Origin of the sequence: Salininema proteolyticum, assembly GCF_042685645.1 — a bacterium.
Lineage (GTDB): Bacteria > Actinomycetota > Actinomycetes > Mycobacteriales > Micromonosporaceae > Salininema > Salininema proteolyticum.
This window is the reverse complement of record NZ_JBHUNX010000001.1, coordinates 707633-730949: the sequence shown is the minus strand read 5'-3', so window position 1 is coordinate 730949 and position 23317 is coordinate 707633. Positions and strand designations below refer to the sequence as shown.

Sequence of the window (23317 nt, the reverse complement as noted above, 5' to 3'; positions counted from 1 at the left end):
GGACCGCTATTCCTCTTCGTTGCCGTGCTTGGGGTTCAACATAACCGGAATGTTGCCCTCGACGGGGTAGGCGGTGCCGCACTCGGTGCAGACGAGCGTGTCGTCCTCCTCGTGGTACTCGAGCTTCGCCTTGTCCGCAGGGCAGCGCAGGATGTCGAGGAGGATGTCCGGCAGACCGTCTTCCGTGTGGTTGTCTGGCATGGCACTCCCTTTCAGTTTTACGGCCTTCGCTGTCGTGGTCCCCGGCGTCCTACCCTCTGATGTGGGAGAGCACTTCGTCGCGGATACGCTCCATGGCGGCGAGGTCGGGGCCCTCGACGTTGAGCCGCAGGAGGGGTTCGGTGTTGGACGGGCGGATGTTGGCCCAGGTGCCGTCCTTGTAGCCGAGGGTCAGGCCGTCCAGCTCGTCGATGTCGACGTCGCAGGTCGTCCCGTAGATCTGCCTGAGGTCGCGGAGCTTCTCGCCGGTGTCGTCCACGGAGGTGTTGATCTCTCCGCTGGCGACGTAGCGTTCGAGGTCGGCGGCTAGGTCGGCGAGGCTCTGGTCGCCTCCGCCGACGGCGGCCAGCACGTGCATCGCGGCGAGCATGCCGGTGTCGGCGTACCAGAACTCCTTGAAGTAATAGTGGGCGGAGTGCTCGCCTCCGAAGACGGCGTCGACCTCGGCCATGGTGGCCTTGATGTAGGAGTGCCCCACTCGGGTTCGGACCGCTTCGCCGCCGTTCTCGGCGACTATCTCGGGGACGGCGCGGGAGGTGATGAGATTGTGGACGATCGAGGCGCCGGGGTGCTTGTCCAGTTCGCGGGCGGCGATGAGGGCGGTGATGGCGGAGGGCGAGACGGGCTCGCCGTCGGCGTCGACGACGAAGCAGCGGTCGGCGTCCCCGTCGAAGGCGAGGCCGAGGTCGGCGTCGGTGGTGCGGACGCGCTCCTGTAGGTCGACGAGGTTGGCCGGCTCGAGCGGGTTGGCCTCGTGGTTGGGGAAGGTGCCGTCGAGCTCGAAGTAGAGCGGGTCGATCGTCAGGGGGAGGGCCGGCAGGGGGCCGTCGCCGAGGACGGCGGGAACGGTGTGGCCGGCCATGCCGTTGCCGGCGTCGACGACGACCTTGAGGGGGCGGATGCCGCCCAGGTCGACCAGCTCGCGCATGTAGGCGGCGTACTCGCCGAGGTAGTCGTGCTCGGTGACGGTGCCGTCCTTGTCGGGCCAGTCGGCTCCTTCGAGGAGTTCCACGGCGCGGTCGCGGATCTCGGCGAGGCCGGTGTCCAGCCCGATGGGGCGGGCGCCGGGGAGGCAGAGCTTGATGCCGTTGTACTCGGCGGGGTTGTGGCTGGCGGTGAACATGGCGCCGGCCGTGCCGTGGCGTCCGGCGATGTAGTAGATCATGTCGGTGGCGCAGAGTCCGGCGAGGACGGCGTCGACTCCGGCGCGGTTGAGGCCCTTGGCGAAGGCGCGGGCGTAGGTCGGTCCGGTGTCGCGCATGTCGTGGGCGAGGGTCCAGGTCTCGGCTCCGGCGACTTCGCCGGCGGCACAGCCGAGCGCCTCCATCATCGCGGTGGTGAGCTGCTCTCCGGCCAGGCCCCGGATGTCGTAGGCCTTGACGATCTTCTTGAGTTCGTTCGCGTCTTTGCTGTGCGCTGCCACTGTGTGCCGCCCTTTCGGGGTCTCGTCACCGTCTCTGGTCGTCCTCAGCTTGAACGACCCGCAAGTGGCCGCGGATGGTCGGTTCGCCGCGACGTGGCATGGGCCGCTCCGTTTCGGAGGCGGGTTCCTCGTCCATGTTCTCGGGCTCGCCGCCGGCGGCCTCGCGGACCGCGTTGGCCAGCGCGACGAGGTCGTCGTCGGTGGGCATGGGGGCGTCGTAGTCGCCTTTGTGGCGCACCAACTCCCAGCCTCGGGGCGCGGTGAGGCGCCCGGCGTGCAGAGAGCACAGGTCATAGCTGTGGGGCTCTCGCGCCGTGGCGAGAGGGCCCACTACCGCGGTTGAGTCCGCGTAGATATATGTCAGCGTAGCGACCGCCGGTTGGCGGCAACCGTTTCGGGAACAACGACGATCCGACCTCACATGACGAAACTACCACTATCGGCGGACGCTCGGTGTTTCCATTCCGGCGGTTTATTCTGGATTCATGCAAAGGGACAGACACGGAAGGGGCATGCGAGGGCCGCTCATGCCCAGTGTTCTTCCAGCTAGGAAGACCTCTAGAGAGCGGTTCGACGGGATGGTGATGGCCGCCGTCGGCAAGATCGAGCAGAGGCTGGCGACGAGCCTGGACGCCCGGGTGGGTAGCCTTCGTCACATTGAATTCGCGGTCGCGGACATTCCCCCGGACGTGACCCCCTACGACGCTGACATTGTGGAGGATGCCGGAGTCCCCCTCGCGCGGCTCTTCCCGTCGCAGCCGGGAACGGTGGCCGCCTCGCCCCGGATAGTGCTCTACCGGCGGCCCATAGAGATGCGCTCGATCGGCAGGAGCGAGAAGGAGATGCTGATTCAGTCGGTGCTGGCCGAGCAGCTGGCCGCACTGCTGGGAGTGGAGCCCGAGGACCTCGACTACTGACACTGCGCGGACACGGTCGTGGAGACCGCGGACGGGGGCGCGACCGGCTGACGCCGCGCGTGGGGAGGCGTTCGGCGGGAGGGTTAGATTCCCCGGTGCGGCTGACGCCACGCCTGTGTGGGAGGGGGAGGCTCGAAGGGCGGCAGCCTCTTGCAATGGGGGAACGCTGACACCGTGCGTGCGTGCGGGAGGCAGTTCACCGAGGTGCAGCGGGGCGTGCTCTACCGCTGCCACCCCGCGTGCGCGGGGGCCGGCGCCGCCGAAACGGCCGAGGACCGATCGCGGTGGGCTGCGCGGAAGGCCGTCCGAAGCCGCGTTGGAGAAGGCGGTCGCGGCGGCGCACGCCGGAAGACGCTCGGGGCCGTGCCGCGCGGCGGGTGGGTACCGCGCGGCACGGGCCCTCTAGGAGCTCAACGGAACAAGGGTCAGACGCCGACCGGGACGCGCTGCGGCTGCTGCTCTTCGCTGCTGTTGGTCTGCGCGGGCACCCGGCCGTAGAGGTCGGCCGGGCCGGACACGCCTCCGAGGACGGTCACTCCGCCGGCCTCCGTGGTGATCATCGGGGTCCCGCCCGCGATCACCAACGGCCGGAACACGTCGCCGCAGAGCTGGGCCGCCTCGCGCGCCTGGCGCTTGATCTTGCGCCTCTCCCGCTCGGAGAGGCCTCCCCAGATGCCGAACCGCTCGTCGTGTTCCAAGGCGTACTTGAGGCAGTCGTCGCGTACATCGCAACGGGCGCATATGCGTTTCGCGTCCCGGGTCGATCCGCCCTTCTCCGGGAAGAACGCCTCCGGGTCCGTCTGCGCGCACAGCGCCCGAGCCTGCCAGTCCTGGACGGTGCCCAGCAGTTCCGAAAGGTAGTCTCTGGTTTCCATTTACGCTACGCCTCCTGTAATGGCGCCGTGGAACGGCGCGATCGTTCGGAGAGCCACCGCTCGAGCCGCAGGAAGTGACGATTCGGGTCTGGTGTCCTGGACGGCCTGCCCCGACGGCCCGGGCGCTTCGGGTCCGGACGGTGACGGCCCGGCCGGGCCGGGCGGTCGGGGACGTGGGCCGACAGGGGACTTCTGGGTCCCGCCCCGGCGGTGCCGGCCGGCGGCGGACGGCTGGATGAATCGTCTCCGCGCTGCGCGGCTCTCCTTCCTATCTATGTCAACGACCGAACCTCCGATCGGTCACGCACCTCCCCGTACGTGTCCATCCCGAACAAAGGTTCTGTGGTCTGAGATGCCGTGGCCGCGTGTCCGCCCCGCCGGCGTCGGTGGTTCCGGCGCGGCCTCGGCTGCGCTCTCCGCTTCATCGGCGTTCGGCCGCCGGTCTGGTCGGACGACGGCGAAGCTCTTCTGCCCTAACGGCTTTGGTATGGAGGCGAGTCGCGAGTGACACTGTGGTCGATCACAGCTAGGTATCACACCATAGCGCAAGGTGACAAAGCGGACAACCGGCATCGGACTACTCACCCATTTGAGTGAGATTCATGCATTTCTGACACCGATGGCCGGGCGTCGGTCGACCGCCGCCCTTTCATTCTTTTGGGGCGCAGCGGATTAGAGGATTATGAGGAAATCCGGCTCCGGCGTGCCGCCCAAGCCCAGAGCGCGCCCGCCACGAGAAGGTGGGCCGACTGGACGACGAGGGTCCAGCCCGCGTCCCCCGGCGTGATCCACTCGTAGTCCGCCTGCTCCACCTGGAGCGCCGAGTCGAAGCCGAAGAGGGCCGCGGAGGCCGCCAGGGAGGCCCCTGCGACGAGGTAGAGGGCGTAGCAGAGCGAAGCCGCCCATCGGGTGGCCCTGGAGGGCGCGAGCCAGACGGCGGCGGCCGGGGCGGCGACGGGCAGAGCGGTGAACAGCCACTCGGAAGAGTTGTCGGAGAAGCCCATCTGGGCGGCGCGGGACAGCACGGTGTCCCGCGGGTCGGTGCCGCCGGAGTAGAGCCAGTCGAGCGACGCGGCCGCGACGATCAGGAACGCCGCGAGCAGGAGCACCGCCGCGGCGGCCTTCCGGGCGACGGCGTCGCCGCCCGGTTCGGACCGGGGACCGGCGGCTTCCGCCGACGCGGACGGTGCCCCGTCCTCCCCCTCCGGTCGGGACCCGGTGGTTCCTGCCGTCTCCGCCATTCTTCTCCTTCTAGCGCTTCTCAGTGGGAAGAGTACTCCGCATCCGGCAGGCGCGACCGCCGTCATGGCCCGCGTCGGGCCCGAACGGGAGCCCGGCGCCGGTGTTCCCGGCGCCGTACTCGCCGGGGAGGCCTCAGACGAGGTCGTCGCGGCCGCGGGCCTTGAGCTCCTCGACGACCGCCTTCACCTCCTGCGCCCTGTCGCGCGGCGCGACCAGCACCGCGTCGTCGGTGTCCACCACGATGGCGTCGTCCATGCCGATCGTCGCGATGAAGCGGCGCCCCGCCGAGACGACCACATTGCGTTTGGACTCGTTGAGCAGCGGCTCGGGCGCGTCGCCCGCGTTGATGGTCACGTTCCCCATGGCGTCGCCCGTCAGCACCTGCCCGAGCGTGTCGAAGTCCCCCACGTCGTCCCACTTGAACGTCCCGGGAACGACGCCCACCATGCCGTCGGCGGCCGCGGGCTCCATGACCGCGTAGTCGATCGAGATCTTCTCCAGAGTGGGCCACAGCTGCGCGAACAGCGACTCGCGCTGCGGCGAGTCCCAGGCCTCCGCGAGCCGGCGGACGGTCTGGTGAAGTTGCGGTTTCCGCTTGGCCAGCTGGTCGAGGAAGGCGTCGACGCGCCACACGAACATGCCCGCGTTCCACAGGTACTGCCCGGAGCTGACGTACTCCACGGCCGAGACCTGGTCGGGCTTCTCGACGAAGGCGGCGAGCTTGTGCCCCGGTCCGACGGGGTCCCCCAGCCTCAGGTAGCCCAGGCCGGTGTCCGGACCGGTCGGCGTGATGCCGATGGTCATCAAGAGCCCGTCGGCGGCCAGCTCCATGGCCTTGCCGACCGTCTCGGCGAAGGCCTCCGCGTCCGGCACCAGGTGGTCGGCGGCGAAGGACCCCATGATCGCCTCCGGATCGCGCTCGGCGATCACCGCGGCGGCCAACGAGATCGCCGCGGCCGAGTCGCGCGGCGAGGGCTCGACGAGGATATTGTCGCCCGGAACGTGGGAGAGCTGGCGCGCGACGTCGACAGCGTGGGCGGCGCCGGTGACGACGTAGACGTGGTCGGTGTCGGACAGGTGCCCCAGGCGCTCCACGGTCGATTGGAGAAGGGACCGTTCCGATCCCGTCAAGGGCAGGAGGAACTTGGGGCGCTGGGCTCGGGACAAGGGCCAAAGGCGGGTGCCGGAACCGCCGGCGGGAACTACCGCATGCAACATGCCACCAGTTTAACGAGAGCGGACGAGCCTTCCGTGCGGCTCCCCGGGTAACGTCCCACGAATGCGCCGACGGCCACCTCAAAGGCGGTACGGCGGGCGGCGTTCCTGCGCGTTCCGCGGCCCGGGCGAGCAACTCGGAACACCGGCGCCCCGGTACTCGGGCGCCGGGGACGGCCGACGCGGATCCGCCTCGCCTTCCCCGCGGAGGGGCGGACCCCGCCCCGGGAGGCTTAGAAGAGCCGGGGCTGGCTCTCGTCCTCGGCCCCGCGCATCTCGTCGTAGTCGAGGACGACGCAGCGGATGCCCCTGTCCTCCGCGAGGACCCTCGCCTGCGGCTTGATGACCTGGGCGGCGAAGACGCCCTCCACGGGCTTGAGGAGCGGGTCGCGGTTGAGCAGCTCCAGGTATCGGGTCAGCTGCTCGACGCCGTCGATCTCGCCGCGCCGCTTGATCTCCACGGCGACATGGGCTCCGGCGCCGTCGCGGCACATGAGGTCGACCGGCCCGATGGCCGTGGGGAACTCTCGGCGCACGAGGTTCCACCCCTCGCCGAGCGGCGCGGTGTCGGCGGCCAGGAGCTCCTGCAGGTGCGCCTCGACGCCGTCCTTCTGCAGCCCCGGGTCGACGCCCAGCTCGTGCGAGACCTCTTCGAGGGTCTCCTCCACGCGGATGGTGAGCTTGTCGCCGGTCTTCTTGTGGGTGACCGTCCAGACGTCGCCGTCCTCCTTGACCGTGCACGGGGGCGTCATCCAGTTCAGCGGCTTGTAGGAGCCGCCGTCGGAGTGGATGAGCACCGAGCCGTCGCCCTTGAGCATGATGAGGCGCTTGGCGGACGGCAGGTGTGCGGAGAGCCGGCCGGTGTAGTCCACCGAGCAGCGGGCGATGATCAGACGCATGGAGGAGATTGTACGTGTGGTGCGGCTTGCAGGCGGCCCCAGCCGCACCGGGGACGGGCCGGGTTTCGCGTCGCGGCGGCCTTTTCCGGTCGGCGCCCGCGATTCCCCTGGGGCGGATACCGGCGTCGGCGAGGAGAACGGCGTCGGCGCTTCGCGCCGCCGGGTCCTGACAGGACTCCGGGCCTTCCGGCGCGCCCTCGGGCCCTAAAGGATCGCTTCCTATCGGTGGTGACCGCGGAATCGCGCCCCCAGCATGCCATCTCCGTCTTTTCGCGCGGTCGGACGTCCGCCGCTAGCGCTCCGCCGCGGCCAATCGGATGCCGAGGCCGACGAAGGCCGCCGCGAAGGAGCGGCGCATCCACGCCATGACGCGCGGCCGCGAAATGACGTGGCTGCGAACCTTGGCGGCGAAGAGCCCGTACACGGTGAACACCGCGAAGGTCATCGCCATGAACACCAGGCCCAGCCGGATCATGGTGAGAGCCGCGTGCGGGTCGTCCGGCGCCGTGAACTGTGGGAGGAAGGCCAGGAAGAAGATCGACAGCTTGGGGTTGAGCGCGTTGACGAGGACCGCCGTGCCGATGACGCGCGGATACGAGGCCGGCCTCTCCTCCGCCTTCTGGTCCAGCCTCATCGCCCCCTTCTCCCGGACGACCTGCCAGGCGAGGTAGAGGAGGTAGAGCACTCCGACGACCTTGAAGGCCTGGAAGGCCACGGCGCTGGCGTGCAGCACGGCCGCGACGCCCGCGATGGCGGCGGCCAGGTGCGGGATGATGCCCAGGGTGCAGCCGAAGGCGGCGACGACGGCGGCCTTGGACCCTCGCGCCAGGCCGGCGGCGAGAGTGTAGACCACCCCCGTGCCCGGTGAGACGGTGACGACGAACGCGGTCAGGAGGAACTCGATGCCCACGGTGAGGATCCTTTGCCGGTAGGGGCGTACGGAACCCAGACTACTGACGGGGCTCCGTCCGGCAAGCCCGTTCCCGCATGGTGGCCGCCGGAACGGAGGGCCGAGAGCCCCTGCGGGCCACCGGGCTCACTCGCCGGACAGTCCCGGCAGCTCGAGCGTGAGGACCTGGAGGTACTCCGCCGCCGCGTCGTGGTCGCCCGGAGAGCTGCCGACCCGCAGCTCGGCGATGGAGTGGTCGCCGGCGACGACGAGGGCGCGGCACTCCCCCATCGAGTAGCAGCGGCCGTACCACTGCTCGCCGGGGACGCCTTCCGGCGCGTCCACCTCGGTCTCCGCGGAGATCATCTCGCCGTCCCGCTCGTACTCGGCGCAGTCGGCCTCGACCTTCTCGGTGATCTCGGGGAACACGTCCGCGGCCGGGCGGTCGGTGACGAAGGCGTTGTTCACCAGGGACGTGCTCATCTGCTGGTGCTCGTCGAAGCTGAAGTGCACGAGGGTGCTGAAGGAGGCGCGGATGGAGCCGTATCCGCCGAGGAGGTTGCAGTCGTCCATGGGGATGCGGCCGCCGGCGGAGTAACTGTTGTCGTCGCGTTTGCGGTGGAAGAGGAACTCCTGGTCGGCCAGGTGGGGCGAGTCCTTCGGAATGGTCGCCTGGTCGGCGGCCTCGTCCACCTCGGCCTCCGTGATCTCTTCCGAACCTTCGGAGGGTTCTCCGGTGGGGCCGTCGTCTTCGTCGGAGTCGAGGCCCACTCCGCAGGCGGAGAGGACGAGGACGGCGGACGCGGCTAGAGCGGGGAGTGCGCGGCGGAGCGAAATGGAGGCCATGTCGGCATTATAGGCCCGGCCCGCGAACGGCGCTCACGCCTTGGCGGGGGCGAAGACCCACGTGCGGTAGGCGTAGAAGCGGAAGCCGGAGGCCACCGCGACGCCCACGACGTTTCCGGCGATGTTGGCGGCCAGGACCGTGTCGAAGACGTCCGGCCAGACCTGCGCCAAGCCGTGGTTGGCCCACAGGCACAGCAGGGAGATGAGCAGTCCGATGCCGTTGAAGAAGAAGTACAGGAAGTACTGTTTCGCCCCGCCCGCTCCGTCGGCGAGGTTCTCGCGCCAGGTCCAGTAGCGGTTGCCGAGGAAGGCGAGGGTCGTGGCGATGACCGTCGCGACGGTCTTGGCGGCGCCCGCGTTCCAGTCGAGCATGACGAAGAAGAGGTTGAAGAGCGTTACGTCGATGACGTAGGCCGACCCTCCGACGGAGAGGAAGCGGACGAGTTCGCCGAAACGGTCGTAAAGGCGGCGGACGAGCCCGGGCGGTGCGGCGTCGGGCGGCGCCGGCGCCTCTTCGACTGCGCTGCGCGGCATGGTTCTCCTAATCGGGGCCGGGACCCGTCACCGCGACGACTCCGAGGAGGTTGGGCGGTGACCCCTGGGCGAAGGACAGTCGGCCCGGAGCTCCCAGGGAGAACTCCTCGCGGCCGACGTCGACCCCGAAAGTATACCAACCGGGTCCCTCGTTCGACCCTCTCGCACGCGAGCGGGAGGGCGAGGCCAGGTCGCGGCCGCCCACGCTCCAGCTGAGGTCGGCGTGGTCCTCCGACCCGCCCCAGTTGACGTAGGTCGCGTCCCCTTCCCCGGCGGGAACGGCGAGGGAGAAGTCCCGGTCGGTGGCGGTCTGGTAGACGGCGACCTCGTCGTCGGCGCCGGGCATGGCGTAGACGACGGTGAGCCCCCATCCCGCCCAGCGCATGGAGCAGTCGTGGCAGTGGCCCATCGGCAGCTCCCCGAACCCGGCGGCGACCCAGACCTCGCCCGAGCGGACGAGGCCGGTGACCTCGGCGAAGGCCTGGCGGTCGGCGGTGCTCTCGGGGTGGACGGTCGTCCAGCCGTCATCGGTCCAGAGGTCGACCTGGGAGGCCGCCCCGTCGACGCCGCCCCAGGAGAGCCCGGCCCACTGGATCTCCGCGCCCTCCGGCACCGAGAGGGTCGCGCCGGAGACGGCCGCGGCGGGCGCGAGCGGCGCCCCCTTGCCGCGGTGGGGGTGCAGCCACCAGTTCTCGCCGGGGGCCCAGAGGGGCCGGTGGCGGCAGTTGGCCGGGCGGCAGCTCATCCACGTGTTCCCGGCCGCCTCGGTGCCGGTGGCCGCGGTCGTGGAGTAGATCGCGGAGGTGCCCGCCGGGGCGACGGGCAGGCGCAGGGTCTCCTTCCCGGACACGCCGGGGCCTTCGACGGCGACGTCGAAGGACTGGAACCCGGACAGGTCGGGAGACAGGCTCAGGTCGATGGAGACGCGGTCGGAGGACCCGTCCGCCTCGGCGTCGCTGCAGATGACGACAAGGGCCTCGGCCCCGCAGGACCAGCCCTCCGGAGTCGTCTCGGAGGCGAGGCCGACGCCGTCGGGGACGGTGACGGTCACGGTGGTCGGACCTTCGTCCGGTCCCTCGTCCGGTTCCCCGCCGGGTTCCTCCCCGGGTTCCTCTTCGGGGGTCGCCTGCTGGAACGTCCGCGCCTCTTCCCTGTTCGCGGCGAACTCTTCGCCGTGCAGGACGATCGGGAGGGTGTTCACTCCCCCGGCCGACAGTCCTCTGTCGCCGAGGCCGTGCCGGACGGTGACCGGGTCGGGCTCCTCCGGCGGGTCGGCGGGCTCGTCCGGGTCGGGTTCGGGGTCGTCGGGATCGGGTTCGGGCTCCGGCTCCGGCTCGGGGTCCGGTTCGGGCGCGGGAGGGTCGGGGGCCTCGTCCTCTTCGGAGGGCTCCTCGGCCGGCTCTTCGGGGGCGGGCGACTCGTTGACGGCGGGCGGAGCGGCCGATTCGGGCGGCTCGGGGTCGTCGTCGAGGGTGAGCGCGACGGCCACTGCGGCGATGACGGTGGCGGTCGCGGTTCCCGTGGCGATGGACCCCTTGGTGCCGAGCTGTTGGAAGAAGCGGCGGATCCAGTTGGCGGCCTGGAGGAAGGGCTCGGCGAGGACGGCCAGGAAACCGGCGCCGGCGGCGATGCCGGTGCTCGTGGCGAGGTAGGACCCGGCGGCCACGCCGAGGACGATGGGGGCGAGGACGCCGCGCATCCCGGAGTTGACCTCGGCCAGTTCCATGACGAGGATCTTGCAGGGCACGCACGCGGAGAGGTGGTCGTCGACCTTTTTGGAGTCGCGCGCGGCCAGGCGCCCGCGCACGTGCGCGCCTAGGCGGTCGACCGTCCAGCGGCAGTTCTCGTCGGCGGAGTCGGCGATGTGCTCCTGCAGGAAGAGCTGGCGCAGGCGTTCGCGCGCCCGGTAGGCGAGCGCGGCGACGCCGTTGGGGGTCATGCCCAGGAGGGGCGCGATGTCGGCGGGGCTGTCCTCTTCGACCTCGGTGTGCCACAGGACCATCTGCCACCGCTCGGGCAGTTTGGCGAAGGCGTTGGAGGCGTAGCGCTTGTCGAGCTTCTTGACCTCGGGGTCGTCCGCGGTCGCGGCGTCGGCGTCGAAGACGCGGGCGTCGTCGGTGAAGGTGACCTTCTTGTCGCGGCGGACGCGGTCATAGAAGGTGTTGCGCATGCTGCGCAGGAGGTAGGGGCGGAAGGCGACGTCGGGTCCTCCGCCCTCCTGGAGGGTCTGGAGGATCTTGGCGAAGCTCTCGCTGACGAGGTCGTCGGCGGTGGCCTCGTCGGCGGCGAGGATGCGCGCGAGGCGCCGGGCGGATCCGAGGTGGCGTTCGTAGAGGACCGCGTAAGCGCCCGTGTCGCCCGTCCGGGTGGCCTTGACGAGCTCGGGGTCCGACTGCTGCGCGAGCGGTGTCGAGGAGGAGGTGTCCACGGGGCTCCTTTCCGGCGGGCCGGCTCGGTCGGTCGGTTGCGGCCTCGCGGGCCGTGGGGTCCGGTCCAGAAGTCGGGGCGGCTCGGACTCCAGTCTGTATAACGATCGCCTCCCTTTCCGGTTGCGGCCTTGCGGAAGTGAAATGAGCCGCGCGGACCCTCCGGTGCCGGTCCGGCGACCCGTTGTGATGAGGGGAATACTACACTTGTATTTCTCCTCGTCAAGGGGCTGACATCCCCGCAGTTCAGCCCGGGTGCCCCGACCCGCGTCCGGAATGGATCGGAGCGGGATCGCGGAACGCGGCACGGCTTTCTACCATGCAGTATGGTCAGTGTCTGACGTCCTCCGCAAGCGACCGGAAAGGAGTCGGCCGTGCCCGCGTCCGTTCTCTTGGCCCTCTTGGCCATCACCGCTCTGGTCGCGCTCACTCCCGCCCTGGTCCGCCGCCACGACAAGGAAGAGCGGCTGCTGCGCGAGAGGCTCGACCACCCCGTGCGCGTCCTCGACCGGGAGTCCCCTTTGGAGACCCGTCTCTCGACCATGCCGGAGCACCCCCTCTCCGCTCCCGTGACCGCTCCCCCGCAAGGCCTCGGCGACGCGGAGGACTCCGACGGCGAGCCCGTCGCCCCGCGCTCGCGCCTGTGGAGCCGGAGGGGACGCAGGGCCGCGGAGTCGGTACGGTTGAAGAAGCTCCGTTCCTCTGACGACGAGGGTTCCGAGATGACCGACTGGGAGATCGCCGACGCCCGCCGCCTCTGGTGGCAGGGCCGGCACCGCCGCATCCTCTACATCCTGCTGGGGCTGACCGTCCTGCAACTGGCCGGGGTGGTCCTCCTCGGACCCGGGTTCTGGTCGGGCCTCGCGCTCTCGGCGGTCTGCCTGGTGGCTTACCTCCGGTTCCTGCGCATGCGCGCGCTGCGACTGGGACGTGAGCGCCGTGTCGCGGACCGCAGGGCCGCACGGGAGGTGCCCGTCGACGAACTCCTCGAGGAGGAGGACGGCGGCGACGGCGTCTACGTCCCCGAACAGAGCCGCTTCGAAGTGGAGGAGCCCGACGAGGCCGACTTCGACGACGAGTCCGCCGGCGACGTCCCCGAGGAGCGTGAGTCCTATCTCTTCGGCGACGGCTCGATCGCGTTCCAGGAGGAGGTCGGGTCCGACGACGTCGAGCCCCTCGAGGACGACCGCCGCGACTCCGGCGGCGGCATCCGTGGCCGGTCCTACGACGCTCCGGCTAGACTCGACAGGTAGCCCGGCGAGCCGCCGTCCGCGCCCGGGCGTCCCATCGACTCGACGAGAGCCTTGCGAGAGATTCCTGTGACCGACCAGCACACTGCCGACCCGTCCGGGCGCCACATCCTGACGTTCAACTTCCGCCAGGGGCGCAAGAAGGCCCGCCACGACGAGGCCGACGCCCTGATCCCGCGCTACGCGCTGGACTGGAGCCGCGGCTCCGGCGCGGTCGACGTGGAGGCCCTGTTCGGGCGCAAGGCCCCCCTGGTGGTGGAGATCGGCTCGGGCAACGGCGAGGCGACCCTGGCGATGGCCGAGGCCGACCCGGACCGCGACGTCCTCGCGGTGGAGGTCTTCCCGCAGGGCGTGGCCGACCTGATGCTGGGCCTGGAGAGGCGCGGGCTGGAGAACGTGCGCGTCTACAACGGCGACGCCCTGCCGCTGCTGTGGGAGGGCCTGGCCGCGGACTCGGTCGACGAGTTCCGCGTCTACTTCCCCGACCCGTGGACCAAGAAGCGCCACCACAAGCGCCGCATCATCCAGGACGAGCACGTGAGGACGATGTGCGGGCTGCTGCGGCCGGGCGGCACGCTGCACACCGCCACCGACATCGCCGACTACGCCGAGCAGATGCTGGAGGTCCTCGACGGCGTGGAGGTCCTGGAGAACCGGTTCGACGGTTTCGCTCCCCGGCCCGACCACCGGCCGGTCACCAAGTTCGAGCGGCGCGGCAGGAAGGCCGGCCGCGACATCTACGACCTGCTCTTCACCAAGAAGTAAGCCCTCCGAGCCGGGCCGCCGGTTTCGGACGGAGCGACAGCGCGCGGGGTCGGCTCACGCGCCCTCGGTCCGTTTCGGTCCTTCGCCCCGCCTGATCGCAGCGATCCGGGTTGCGGGCCCAAAAGAGTGAGTGTACAGTCATTCACATGGCAGCGGAACGGACACTCTCCACGGCTCGGGACCGTCGCGCGACGGTCGTCTCCAGCGCGATCGAGACCTTCGCGCGCGGCGGCTTCCACGGCGTCACCATCGCGGCCGTGGCCGAGCGCGCCGGCATCTCGCCGGCCTACGTCTCCAAGCTCTTCTCCTCGAAGACCCGCCTCTTCACCGCCGCGCTCGACGAGTGCCACCGGCGCATCGTCGACACCATGGAACGCGGGGCGGAAGCGGCAGAGGACACCTCTCCGGAGGCGGTGCTCCACGCCATGGGCGACGCCTACGCCGCCCTGATCGCCGACCGCGACCTTCTCGCACTGCAGGTGAAGGCACAGGCGGCGATGGCGGAGCCGGAGATCGCCGAGGCGGTACGCCGGGGCACCGCGGAGATCGCGACCTTCGCCGCCACGCGGTCCAGGGCCGACGGAGCCGCCGTCCAGCGCTTCATGGCCTACGGCCAGTTGTGCCACCTGCTCACCACCATCGACGCGTTCGAGATCGACGCCCCGTGGGCCGCCATGCTGACCGAGGGGATCCGCCACTCCCCGCCCGAAGGAGGGGAACGAAGCTGACGGCCCCGCGCCGACGCGCCGGTCACCGCCCAGGCCGCGGGCCCGGGACCCAGTCCCGGCCGCGCTCCTGACCGCCGCCGGAGCCGAAGGACCGAGTCTCCGACCGGCCCCGGGCTCCCCTATTTTCTGACCATTGTAGTGAGTGGTCAGCCACTCATTCTTACGGAAGGAACACCGCCATGACCGAAACCCCGCTCCACACCGTCCTCGGAGCCGGACCCGCCGGCACTGCACTGGCCGCCGAACTGGCGCGCCGGAACCTCCGGGTCCGCCACGTCTCCCGGGGCGAGATCCCCGCGACCGACGAACGCATCGAGACGCGCCGGGCCGACCTGTCGACGCCCGAGGCGGCCGTCGCCGCCACCGAAGGCGCGTCCGTCGTCTACCACGCGGTCAATGTGCCCTACCACCTTCAGACGACCGTCCTGCCCGGCATCGCCGAGGCGATTCTGACCGCCGCCTCCCGCAACGGCGCTCGGCTGATCGTCCTCGACACCCTCTACCCCTACGGCGAGGCCGACGGAGAGGCCATCACCGAACGGACGCCCTGGGCGGCCACCAGCCGCAAGGGCCGGCTGCGAGCCGACCTCGACAGACGCTACCTGGAGGCCCACCGCGACGGCACGGCGAGAGTGGCGCTCGGTCGCGCGGCCGACTTCTTCGGCCCCGGCGTCGTCAACTCCACCCTCGGAGGGGGCTTCTTCCCCGGCGCGATATCCGGCGGCCCGGCACTGGGGTTCGGCGATCTCACGCTGCCCCACAGCTACAGCTACATCGGCGACGTCGCCCGGGGCCTCGCGACGCTCGGCGCCGACCCCTCCGGAGACGGCCGCGTCTGGCACCTGCCGGCGAACCCCGCCCTGCCCACCGCCGCCGTCCACGCCCTCGTCGAGGAGATCACCGGCCGGAGACTGGAAGTCGAGGCGCTCACCGAGCCCGTGCCGCGCGGCCCGTTCGACGAGCGGCTCATGGCCGAGTACGCCGAGATGTTCTACCAGCACCGCATTCCGCAGAACATGGTCTCCGCCGACTTCGAAGAGGCCTTCGGGGCCGCTCCGACTCCGTGGCGCGAAGCCCTCTCCGCCACCGTCGACTGGTACCGGTCCGTTCTGGAACGGCGCGACGGCGCCCCGGGGCGGGGTTAGGGACGCGAAAAAGATCCTCCCCGGCGACGGCGGCCCTCTGGGCCGCCGTCGCCGGGGAGGACGTGGTCGTTTCGGAAGGGGCCGGTCGGCCCGGGGCGCGATACCGCGGTCGACGCCCTGCGGCCCGGTCGCTCAGGCGCCTCCGCGCTTGTTCGCGCGTCCGATGGCGCGCTGGATCTCCCGGTCCGCCTCGCGCTTGGCGATGGCCTGGCGCTTGTCGTGGGTCTTGCGGCCCCGGGCCAGGCCGATCTCCATCTTCGCCCAGCCCTCGCTGAAGTACAGCGACAGCGGGATGAGGGTCAGTCCCGACTCGTTGAGGCGGGGCTCCAGCTTGTCGATCTCGCTGCGCTTGAGCAAGAGCTTGCGGATGCGCCGGGGCGGGTGGTTGGTCCACGTGCCGTAGTCGTACTCGGGGATGTGCAGGTTGTGCACGCGGGCCTCGCCGTTGTGGATCTCGGCGTAGGCGTCGGTGATGTTCCCGCGGCCCTGGCGCAGGGCCTTGACCTCTGTCCCGGAGAGCACGAGGCCGGCCTCGTAGGTGTCCAGGATGTCGAAGTCGTGCCGGGCCTTGCGGTTGGTCGTGACGACGCTGCGGCCGGAGCCGGAGTGCTTCAGGCCGTTGTCTTTGGAGTTCTTCTTCTTGGACACCGTGCAAGTCTAGCCCCCGCCCGCGGGAGTGTCGAGGGCATTAGGGCCGGTCGCGGTCAGCGGCAGAAGCAGGAGGGCAGGTACGGCACCGGGTCCACCTGGCCGCCGTTGATCCGCACCTCGAAGTGGAGGTGCGGGCCCGTCGAGTTGCCGGTCGAGCCTATGGAGCCGATGACGTCGTCGGTGTCGACGTACTGCCCTGTCGAGACGTGGATCTGGGACTGGTGGCCGTAGCAGGTGGCGATGCCGCCGCCGTGGTCGATGCAGGTGAGGTTGCCGTAGCCGCCGTTCCAACCCGCCCAGATGACCGTCCCCGGACCGCCCGCGTGGATACCGGTGCCCATGCCCGCCGCGATGTCGACGCCGGAGTGGTAGACGCTCGCCCCGGTGAAGGGGTCGGCCCGATAGCCGAAGTCGGAGCTCTTCCACCCGGCCACCGGAAGGACGAACTGCGAGTCGGTGCCGGCCGCGGGGCCGCCCGAGCCGGACCCCGGACCGGGGTCGGCGGCGGCCTGCTGCGCGGCGCGGATCTCGGCGGCCAGTTCGTCGGACTCGGCCTTGAGGTCCTCGTACTGCCGCTCGATCTCGTCCTCGTAGGACTTCGCGACCGCCAGCGCGTCGGCGCGGGTGTCGTTGAGCTCCTTCACCTCCGCGAAGGCCGCCTCGGCCGCGTCGCGCTGCTCCCGGGCTTCCTCCTCGGCCTCCCTGGCTTCCTGCGCCGCCTCTTCGGCCGCGTCCTTGGCACGCGAGGCCGCGTTCTCGGCGTTGCGGGCCCTGGTGCGCTCGAGCGTGACCTTCTCCACCGCTTCCTGCTTGGACTCGTTGAGGAACTGGAAATAGCCCAGGCGGTCGACGGCCTGCCCCAGGTCCTCGGAGTCCATCACTCGCGAGAGGGTGCCGATCTCGGCGCCCTTGTAGACGGAGGTGAAGACTTCGGCCCTCTCGTCCCGCGCCTCCCGGACCGCGTCGACGGCCTCCCGCTCGGCCTTCCGCGCGGACTCGAGCTCCGCGCGGGCCTCTTCGACGGCGTCCTCGGCCTCGCGCGAACGGATCTCGGCGGCGGCCACGAGACCTTCGGCTACCGCGAGGGCCTCCTCCGCTCCGGGGAGTTCGACCTCCGCCTCGGCCAGGAGCTGCCCGGCCTCCCGGACCTCCTCGGAGGCGCCCTCCAACAACGAGGACACTTCCGCTTTGCGGCGCTCCACATCGTCCAGCCTCTGCTCGGCCGATTGCGCGACGGCGGGAGTCGCGAAGGCTGCCAGCAGAAGGAGCACGGAGGACATAACTGCAAAGGCTCTCACAAACGCCAATCTATTAGACCCGAGAACGTTTTTCGGGTTTTCCGGGAAAACGGTGCGGAACACACCATCGTCCCACCGCGGCCGCGAAGGGACGGGACCTCTCGCGGCGCGTGTACGGAAAAACGGTCTCGAACGGCGAGACCGTCTGGGCGGCAATAAGACGGAAGAGGGGCCGGGGCTGGGCCCCGACCCCTCTCCTTGAGCGTGTCTCACGCTTCCGTGTGAATCAGACCTTGATGTTGAAGCGCAGGGTGACCCAGGCGGTGACCGCGGAGATGACCGCCGCGATCCCCGCGAGGATCGGCAGCAGCATCAGCACGGTGGACCACTGGATCGGCGGCATGAGGCTGAAGACCGACTCGAACTTGCCGTCGATGACGAAGACCTTTCCGGCCGCCACCGTGGCGAAGGCGAGCACCGCTCCGATGAAGCCGGCGAAGACCGCCTCCAGCACGAACGGCGCCTGCACGAACCAGTTCGGCGCGCCCACCAGCTTCATGATCGCGACCTCGCGGCGGCGGGAGAACGCCGCGACCTGGATCGTGTTGGCCACCAGCATGAGGGCCGCGATGCCCTGGACGCCGGCGAGCACGAGGCTCAGCTTCTGGCCGCCGTCGAGGACGTCGAAGACCTTCTGGAGGACTTCCTTCTGGTTGGTGATCTGGTAGACGCCCTCGGACTCCTGGTACTTGCCGATGAGCTCGTCGGCCTTGGTGATGTCGCTCATCCTGATCCGGAAGGCCGAGGGGAGCACCGAGGCGTCGACGCTGTCGATCAGCTCGGGGGAGTCCTTGAACGTCTGCTGGAACCTCTCCCAGGCCTCGTCCTGCGTCTCGTACTTCCACTCGGCGACCAGGTCGTCCTGGTTGATCTGCGACTGGAGGGCCTCAACGGTCTCCTCGTCGACGTCGCGGTCCATGTAGATGACCACTTCGAGGTTGGTCTGGTACTGCTCCTCGAGCTCCTGCACCTGGTTGTACAGGAGCAGGGCCGAGCCGAGCATGGCCAGCGAGACCCCCATGGTGATGATCATGGCGATGGTCATGGAGATATTGCGCCACAGTCCGAGGAACACCTCGGACAATACGTATTTCGCGCGCATGGTTGAGCTTGTCTGCCTTTCGTCTCACTCGCCCCGGTCTAGCCGTAGACGCCGCGGGCCTGGTCGCGGACGATCTGCCCGCCTTCGATCTCGATGACGCGCCGGCGCATCTGGTTGACGATGTTGGAGTCGTGGGTGACCATCAGGATGGTCGTTCCGGTGCGGCTGATGCGGTCCAGCAGGCGCATGATCTCAATGGAGGTGTCGGGGTCCAGGTTTCCGGTCGGCTCGTCGGCCAGCATGATCAGCGGGCGGTTGACGAACGCGCGGGCCACCGCCACGCGCTGCTGCTCGCCGCCGGAGAGCTCGTCCGGGTAGCGGTGCTCCTTGCCGCCGAGGCCGACGAGCTCGAGGACCTCGGGGACCACGCGGCGGGCCACGGAGCGCGGCTTGCCGATGACCTCCAGGGCGAAGGCCACGTTCTCGGCGGCGGTCCTGTTGGGCAGCAAACGGAAGTCCTGGAAGACGCAGCCGATCGTGCGGCGGTAGGCGGGGACCTTCCAGCGCCGCATCTTCGTCACGTCCTTGTCGTTGACGTAGACCCTGCCCTTGTCGGGCATCTCCTCGCGCAACAAGAGCTTGATGATGGTGGACTTCCCCGCACCGGTCGGTCCGATGAAGAAGACGAACTCGCCCTTGTCGATGGAGACGTTGATGTTCTCCACCGAGGGCCGGTTCGACCGTCGATACTGCTTCGTTACGTCTTCAAGGCGAATCACGAGAAAGAGTCTAGTCATCCTGTTCGAGGCTCGCGCGGGCACCTCTCCGCAAAGGGAATCACCCACAGCGGGGACACGTGGGCGGGTTCGGCGACCCGGGAAAGTCCCCTCCCAGCTGAAGAGGTGTTCCACCGCTCCCGGCCGCGTCGGCGACCGAGGGTGTTCCCAGCGATCACACAGGAATTTCATCCGAACGGCCGAGGCCGGATGGCACTGTCGGCCGAGAAAGAGTCCGTCACCCTCGGTCGCGTGGTAAGGCACGGCCGTGAGGACAGCGGAACCCGAGGTCGGGCACGCCGCAGGGCGGCGCGGGGCCGGCAGTTCACCGCCAGCCCCGCGCCGTCGCTCAGGAGCGGTCCTCGTCGCGTTCCTTCGACTTGCGCCAGCGGATGCCCGCCTCCAGGAAGCCGTCGATATTGCCGTCGTAAACGCCCTGCACGTCGCCGGTCTCGTGGCCGGTGCGGAGGTCCTTGACCATCTGGTAGGGGTGCTGCACGTAGGAGCGCATCTGGTCGCCCCAGGAGGCGGTGGCCGACCCGCGCAGCGAGTCCAGCTCGGCCTGCTCCTCCTCGCGCTTGAGCTGGAGCAGCTTCGCCGACAGCAGCGACATGGCCGTGGCCTTGTTCTGCAGCTGGCTGCGCTCGTTCTGACAGGCGACGGCGAGGCCGGTGGGAATGTGCGTGACCCGGACGGCGGAGTCGGTCGTGTTGACGCCCTGGCCGCCGGGGCCCGAGGCGCGGAACACGTCGACGCGGATCTCGTCGTCGGGGATCGCGATCTCCTCGGTCTTCTCCAGCGCCGGAACGACCTCCACGGCGGCGAAGCCGGTCTGGCGGCGCCCCTGGTTGTCGTATTTGGAGATGCGGACGACGCGGTGGGTGCCCTGTTCGACCGAGAGCGTCCCGTAGGCGTAGGGGCCCGAGACGGCGAAGGTGGCCGAGCGGATGCCCGCCTCCTCGGCGTACGAGACGTCGTACACCTCGGTGGCGAAGTCGCGGGTCTCGGCCCAGCGCAGGTACATGCGCATGAGCTGCTCGGCGAAGTCGCAGGCGTCGGCGCCGCCGGCGCCGGAGCGGACGGTGACCACCGCGTTGCGCTCGTCGTACTCGCCGGAGAGGAGGGTGCGGACCTCGAGCTCGTCGACGGTCTTGCGCAGCTTCGCCAGCTCGCTCTGGGCCTCGGCCGCCGAGGAGGGGTCGTCCTCGGCCTCCGCCAGTTCGGCGAGCACCTCGATGTCGTCGAGGCCGGTGTGGAGTTCGGTGATCTTCCTCAGCTGCGCCTGGACGTGGGAGAGGCGCGAGGTGACCTTCTGAGCGTTGTCCGGGTCGTTCCACAGTTCGGGGTCGGCCGCGGCCGCCTCCAACTCGGTCTCCTCGCGGCGGAGCGCGGTGAGGTCCAGGACCGCTTCGACGCTCTCTAGAGTCTTGCGGAGTTCGCTGAGTTCGGCTTGTACGTCATGACTGGTCACAATATCCAAGCTTACGCGATGGGCCGACAGGTGCCAGTTCTCGCCGTCGGACGGGTGGCGTCGCTGAACACGGGCGTGGCGCCGGCGGAGTGCGGCCGGCGGGAAGAGAGGCTTCGAGTTGGGACGGCGGCCCACGGCCGGCGGGAGGGGAGCGCTCCTGACGACGATGAGGAGCTCGTCGAGTCCGGCGGTCGGGAGGGGAGCCTCCGGTGAGGGGCGGGGCGGCCGGCGGGCAGGCTCCCGTTCGGGCGGCGGCGGAGAGCCCCTCTCGGCCGGATCCGGCCGCCGCGAACGCGCGTACGGCCCCGCCCGCCTCTCCCCCAGCGGACGGGGCCGTACGAGGGACGCGCCGGTCGGGCGCGTCCCGCAAGTCTCGTGAAGCCGTTCAGCGCTTCTTAAGCCAGTTGATCGCCGAGCGGTGGTAGCCGACGGCGAACTCCATCGCAGCGGCGGCGCCCGGATCCTCCTTGGAGTACTCCTTGGCCAGTTCGCGCGCGTTGGCGAGCGCTTCCTGGTGCTGTTCGGTGGCGTCGTCGTAGAGTTCCGCCCGGGCCCCGTCCGACATGGCGTCGGCGAAGACGGTCTTGAGCGCGACGGTGTCCCTCAGCAGGCCGATCCTCGTGGGTTCGTTGAGCCAGCGGGTGAAGGCGCGCTTTCCTGAGGCGGAGATGGTGTAGGGGACCGAGGCGCGCGGACCGGGCTTTCCGACTCGCACGTAGCCGGCCTCGGCGAGAGCGGGGAGCTCTCGGTAGACCTGGCTGCGGGTCATCGTCCAGTAGGGCCCGAGGCGCCGGGTGGCTTCGGCCATGAGCTGGCCGCCGGTCATGGATCCTTCATGCAACAGCCCGAGCAATGCCGCGGACGTCGCGTTCAGTTCTTTTCCTGCCATGTGAGATAGAATGCCATGTAGATTCACGTTTTGCAAGTGGACTGACCTAAAGCGGCGGTGGCCCGAGGGGGCTAATCCGCTATGGCTTAGCCGTTTCCGCTGGAATCCACTGTGTCGGGCGGTGCGCGGGGACCCGCCGGTAGTCCGAATGAGAGAATTGCAATTTTGTCATACGGGTGTGCGATTTGCCTTCTTCGGACGGTCCCCGATAATGGGAACCGTCCCCCATTCGCCTGATTTTTAATGCGGTTAGCAAGGGCTGCAACGAATTACGTATTGGGCACGGGGCTTCCGATGTGTTCGGAGCCGGGCACGTCGCCGGAGTCGACGCCGCCCTCCGGAGCCTCGTCCTGTCCGCCCTCCTCGCCGGGCTCAGTGGACTCCCCGGGAACCTCTTCCTCCGATTCGGACATCGAGGGGGTTTCGGACTCGTCCGCCCCGGAAGCGCCCTCTTCGTCCGCTGTGGAATCGCTCCCGGGCGACTCCTCTTCGGAGGGCTCGCTCTCGGCGACCTCTTCCACGGGCGCCTCCGTGGAGGAGCCGGGGTCGATGTCCCCCGGCGGAGAGCCGTTGAGGACGCCGCCGAAGAGGAGGAACCCCAGGGCTCCCAACCCGGCGAGCGCGCCGAGGGCGATCGAGGCCGTCACCAGCGTCTTCGGGCGTCCGCGACCGGGCTTCTCCTCCGGTTCGGCCGGGCTCCCGGCCCCGGGGAGGAGGGAGGCCTCGTCGGTGCGCAGCCCGTCTCGTCCATCGTGCGGTGCGAGGGGATCCCCGGCGGCGTTGACGGGCGCGGCGGCGGGGCCGGCCGGCGTGGCGGGGTTGCCGGGGGGAGGCGTTCCCACAGCCTCGGACTCGCGGTCGACCAGCTGCGGGGTGACCGTTCCCGAGGGCGCGGCGTCGAGGGCGGAGCCCAGGTTCCGCAGGTCGGCGGCCAGTTCCGCGGCCGCGGGGCGTTCGTCGGGGTCGAGGTGGAGGCACCGGGAGAGGACGGCCCACAGGCTCTCGGCGACCTCGTCGGGGCGGACGGGGACCTTGCGGATCTGGCGGCGCAGGACGGCCTCCATGTCGCCGCCGCGGTAGGCGCTGGAGCCGGTCACCATCTCGTAGAGGACCAGGCCGAGGGCGTAGACGTCGGCGCCGGTCCCGGGGGGCGTGCCGGCGGCGACCTCGGGGGCGGTGTACTCGGGGGTTCCGTGGCTGGGGCGGGTCGGGTCGCCGGTGCGGCGCACGAGCCCGAAGTCGATGAACTTGGTGCCCCCGGCCGCGGGCAGGAGGATGTTGCCGGGTTTGACGTCGCCGTGGAGGTAGCCGCGCCCGTGGAGGTAGGCGAGGGCCTCGGCCGAGGAGGCGGCGAGGGCGGCGGCGGTGCGGGGGTCGACGGGGCCGGACCCTCGGACGCGGGTGCGCAGGTCCCCCTCGGGGACGTGTTCGAGGACGAGTGCGGTCATGTCCTCGATGACGAGGAAGTCGAGCGCCCGGACGACGCCGGGGTGGTCGAACTCGGCGAGGGCCTCGGCCTCGGCGAAGAACGCCTCGACCGTCTCGGGGTCGTCGCGCATCTCGGGGTGGAGGATCTTGACGGCCACGGTGCGCCCGTCCACCGTGTCGGTGGCGCGCCAGACCACGGAGGCGCCGCCGAGGGCGGTCTCCTCTTCGAGTCGGTAGCGGTCGGCCAGGACGCGTGCCATGTCGCTCTCCTCTCATGTGCGCCTCGTGGGCGCCGGGGGTCTCACTCGCCTTCCACGGTAGGGCGGAACGGGGCCTTATCCCCTGGGGCGGGCGGACCTTGGCACGATTCCGGGATATCGTCGAGGCGA

Annotated in this window: 22 protein-coding genes and 1 pseudogene; 5 read left to right on the top strand and 18 right to left on the bottom strand. The window is 70.0% G+C overall.

Translation table 11 applies throughout. The annotated features are described in order from the left end of the window. Positions 1-6: 6 nt before the first annotated feature. From ACFTE1_RS03440 to ACFTE1_RS03430, 3 genes are read right to left on the bottom strand one after another with little or no spacing between them, the layout of a single operon-like run. On the bottom strand, positions 7-201 hold the full coding sequence (locus ACFTE1_RS03440) for a Trm112 family protein (protein ID WP_380617473.1): 195 nt from the start codon (positions 199-201) through the stop codon (positions 7-9). A gap of 49 nt (positions 202-250) precedes the next feature. After that, complete coding sequence (locus ACFTE1_RS03435) at positions 251-1642, bottom strand: phosphomannomutase/phosphoglucomutase (protein WP_380617474.1); 1392 nt, start codon at positions 1640-1642, stop codon at positions 251-253. Positions 1643-1667: 25 nt separating this feature from the next. Continuing rightward, positions 1668-2063 carry a DUF3499 domain-containing protein gene (locus tag ACFTE1_RS03430; RefSeq protein WP_380617475.1) on the bottom strand — a complete coding sequence of 132 codons (396 nt, stop codon included), beginning with the start codon at positions 2061-2063 and terminating at the stop codon, positions 1668-1670. A 64-nt stretch (positions 2064-2127) separates the two neighbouring features. Here ACFTE1_RS03430 and ACFTE1_RS03425 point away from each other — a divergent pair, with 64 nt between their 5' ends. Further along, positions 2128-2559 (top strand): metallopeptidase family protein, encoded by a 432-nt coding sequence (locus ACFTE1_RS03425; RefSeq protein ID WP_380762583.1) that lies wholly within the window; start codon positions 2128-2130, stop codon positions 2557-2559. A gap of 626 nt (positions 2560-3185) precedes the next feature. Here the strand turns inward: ACFTE1_RS03425 and ACFTE1_RS03420 are convergent. The 8 genes and pseudogenes from ACFTE1_RS03420 to ACFTE1_RS03385 form a co-directional block, all read right to left on the bottom strand. Beyond that, positions 3186-3434, bottom strand: a pseudogene (locus ACFTE1_RS03420) (WhiB family transcriptional regulator); the annotation flags it as partial. A gap of 680 nt (positions 3435-4114) precedes the next feature. After that, a complete protein-coding gene (locus tag ACFTE1_RS03415; protein ID WP_380617477.1) occupies positions 4115-4675 on the bottom strand; it encodes a hypothetical protein in 561 nt (186 codons plus the stop codon). 133 nt (positions 4676-4808) lie between these two features. After that, on the bottom strand, positions 4809-5894 hold the full coding sequence (locus ACFTE1_RS03410) for a mannose-1-phosphate guanylyltransferase (protein WP_380617478.1): 1086 nt from the start codon (positions 5892-5894) through the stop codon (positions 4809-4811). Between the two features lie 230 nt (positions 5895-6124). Next, positions 6125-6790 carry an endonuclease NucS gene (gene nucS, locus ACFTE1_RS03405; protein ID WP_380617479.1) on the bottom strand — a complete coding sequence of 222 codons (666 nt, stop codon included), beginning with the start codon at positions 6788-6790 and terminating at the stop codon, positions 6125-6127. 292 nt (positions 6791-7082) lie between these two features. Next, complete coding sequence (locus ACFTE1_RS03400) at positions 7083-7700, bottom strand: LysE family translocator (protein WP_380617480.1); 618 nt, start codon at positions 7698-7700, stop codon at positions 7083-7085. A gap of 126 nt (positions 7701-7826) precedes the next feature. Then, positions 7827-8525: a hypothetical protein gene (locus ACFTE1_RS03395; protein WP_380617481.1), complete on the bottom strand. Its 699-nt coding sequence runs from the start codon at positions 8523-8525 to the stop codon at positions 7827-7829. Between the two features lie 33 nt (positions 8526-8558). After that, positions 8559-9059: a GtrA family protein gene (locus ACFTE1_RS03390; RefSeq protein ID WP_380617482.1), complete on the bottom strand. Its 501-nt coding sequence runs from the start codon at positions 9057-9059 to the stop codon at positions 8559-8561. A gap of 7 nt (positions 9060-9066) precedes the next feature. Further along, positions 9067-11487 carry a sigma-70 family RNA polymerase sigma factor gene (locus ACFTE1_RS03385; RefSeq protein WP_380617483.1) on the bottom strand — a complete coding sequence of 807 codons (2421 nt, stop codon included), beginning with the start codon at positions 11485-11487 and terminating at the stop codon, positions 9067-9069. Positions 11488-11859: 372 nt separating this feature from the next. On the opposite strand from ACFTE1_RS03385, the gene ACFTE1_RS03380 reads away from it, so the two are divergent. The 4 genes from ACFTE1_RS03380 to ACFTE1_RS03365 all read left to right on the top strand — a co-directional run bounded on the left by ACFTE1_RS03380 (position 11860) and on the right by ACFTE1_RS03365 (position 15373). After that, complete coding sequence (locus ACFTE1_RS03380; RefSeq protein ID WP_380617484.1) at positions 11860-12738, top strand: hypothetical protein; 879 nt, start codon at positions 11860-11862, stop codon at positions 12736-12738. A gap of 60 nt (positions 12739-12798) precedes the next feature. Beyond that, positions 12799-13500, top strand: a complete 702-nt coding sequence (gene trmB / locus ACFTE1_RS03375; protein WP_380617562.1) for a tRNA (guanosine(46)-N7)-methyltransferase TrmB — start codon at positions 12799-12801, stop codon at positions 13498-13500. 146 nt (positions 13501-13646) lie between these two features. Next, the gene (locus ACFTE1_RS03370; protein WP_380617485.1) at positions 13647-14228 is read left to right on the top strand and encodes a TetR/AcrR family transcriptional regulator; all 582 of its coding nucleotides are present in this window, start codon (positions 13647-13649) and stop codon (positions 14226-14228) included. A gap of 179 nt (positions 14229-14407) precedes the next feature. Next, positions 14408-15373, top strand: coding sequence for an NAD-dependent epimerase/dehydratase family protein (locus tag ACFTE1_RS03365; RefSeq protein ID WP_380617486.1), 966 nt, complete (start codon positions 14408-14410; stop codon positions 15371-15373). 132 nt (positions 15374-15505) lie between these two features. Here the strand turns inward: ACFTE1_RS03365 and smpB are convergent, their stop codons facing one another. The 7 genes from smpB to ACFTE1_RS03330 form a co-directional block, all read right to left on the bottom strand. Continuing rightward, the gene (gene smpB, locus ACFTE1_RS03360) at positions 15506-15988 is read right to left on the bottom strand and encodes an SsrA-binding protein SmpB (RefSeq protein ID WP_380617563.1); all 483 of its coding nucleotides are present in this window, start codon (positions 15986-15988) and stop codon (positions 15506-15508) included. Between the two features lie 89 nt (positions 15989-16077). After that, complete coding sequence (locus ACFTE1_RS03355) at positions 16078-17304, bottom strand: peptidoglycan DD-metalloendopeptidase family protein (RefSeq protein WP_380617487.1); 1227 nt, start codon at positions 17302-17304, stop codon at positions 16078-16080. Between the two features lie 244 nt (positions 17305-17548). Next, complete coding sequence (gene ftsX / locus ACFTE1_RS03350; protein WP_380617488.1) at positions 17549-18424, bottom strand: permease-like cell division protein FtsX; 876 nt, start codon at positions 18422-18424, stop codon at positions 17549-17551. Between the two features lie 38 nt (positions 18425-18462). Further along, entirely contained in the window at positions 18463-19143 is a 681-nt protein-coding gene (gene ftsE / locus ACFTE1_RS03345; protein ID WP_380617489.1) for a cell division ATP-binding protein FtsE, read from the bottom strand. Between the two features lie 346 nt (positions 19144-19489). Beyond that, entirely contained in the window at positions 19490-20611 is a 1122-nt protein-coding gene (prfB, locus tag ACFTE1_RS03340; RefSeq protein WP_380617490.1) for a peptide chain release factor 2, read from the bottom strand. Positions 20612-20996: 385 nt separating this feature from the next. After that, positions 20997-21500, bottom strand: a complete 504-nt coding sequence (locus tag ACFTE1_RS03335) for a PadR family transcriptional regulator (RefSeq protein ID WP_380617491.1) — start codon at positions 21498-21500, stop codon at positions 20997-20999. A 269-nt stretch (positions 21501-21769) separates the two neighbouring features. Then, positions 21770-23188: a serine/threonine-protein kinase gene (locus ACFTE1_RS03330; protein ID WP_380617492.1), complete on the bottom strand. Its 1419-nt coding sequence runs from the start codon at positions 23186-23188 to the stop codon at positions 21770-21772. Between the last annotated feature and the right edge of the window lie 129 nt (positions 23189-23317).

Coding starts and splice junctions, on each gene's coding strand:
- ACFTE1_RS03410 (WP_380617478.1), bottom strand. CDS start 5,894: ATGTTGCATGCGGTAGTTCCCGCCGGCGGTTCCGGCACCCGCCTTTGG.
- ACFTE1_RS03355 (WP_380617487.1), bottom strand. CDS start 17,304: ATGTCCTCCGTGCTCCTTCTGCTGGCAGCCTTCGCGACTCCCGCCGTC.
- ACFTE1_RS03330 (WP_380617492.1), bottom strand. CDS start 23,188: ATGGCACGCGTCCTGGCCGACCGCTACCGACTCGAAGAGGAGACCGCC.
- ACFTE1_RS03440 (WP_380617473.1), bottom strand. CDS start 201: ATGCCAGACAACCACACGGAAGACGGTCTGCCGGACATCCTCCTCGAC.
- nucS (WP_380617479.1), bottom strand. CDS start 6,790: ATGCGTCTGATCATCGCCCGCTGCTCGGTGGACTACACCGGCCGGCTC.
- ACFTE1_RS03415 (WP_380617477.1), bottom strand. CDS start 4,675: ATGGCGGAGACGGCAGGAACCACCGGGTCCCGACCGGAGGGGGAGGAC.
- ACFTE1_RS03425 (WP_380762583.1), top strand. CDS start 2,128: ATGCAAAGGGACAGACACGGAAGGGGCATGCGAGGGCCGCTCATGCCC.
- ACFTE1_RS03370 (WP_380617485.1), top strand. CDS start 13,647: ATGGCAGCGGAACGGACACTCTCCACGGCTCGGGACCGTCGCGCGACG.
- ACFTE1_RS03395 (WP_380617481.1), bottom strand. CDS start 8,525: ATGGCCTCCATTTCGCTCCGCCGCGCACTCCCCGCTCTAGCCGCGTCC.
- ACFTE1_RS03335 (WP_380617491.1), bottom strand. CDS start 21,500: ATGGCAGGAAAAGAACTGAACGCGACGTCCGCGGCATTGCTCGGGCTG.
- ACFTE1_RS03365 (WP_380617486.1), top strand. CDS start 14,408: ATGACCGAAACCCCGCTCCACACCGTCCTCGGAGCCGGACCCGCCGGC.
- ftsX (WP_380617488.1), bottom strand. CDS start 18,424: ATGCGCGCGAAATACGTATTGTCCGAGGTGTTCCTCGGACTGTGGCGC.
- ACFTE1_RS03390 (WP_380617482.1), bottom strand. CDS start 9,059: ATGCCGCGCAGCGCAGTCGAAGAGGCGCCGGCGCCGCCCGACGCCGCA.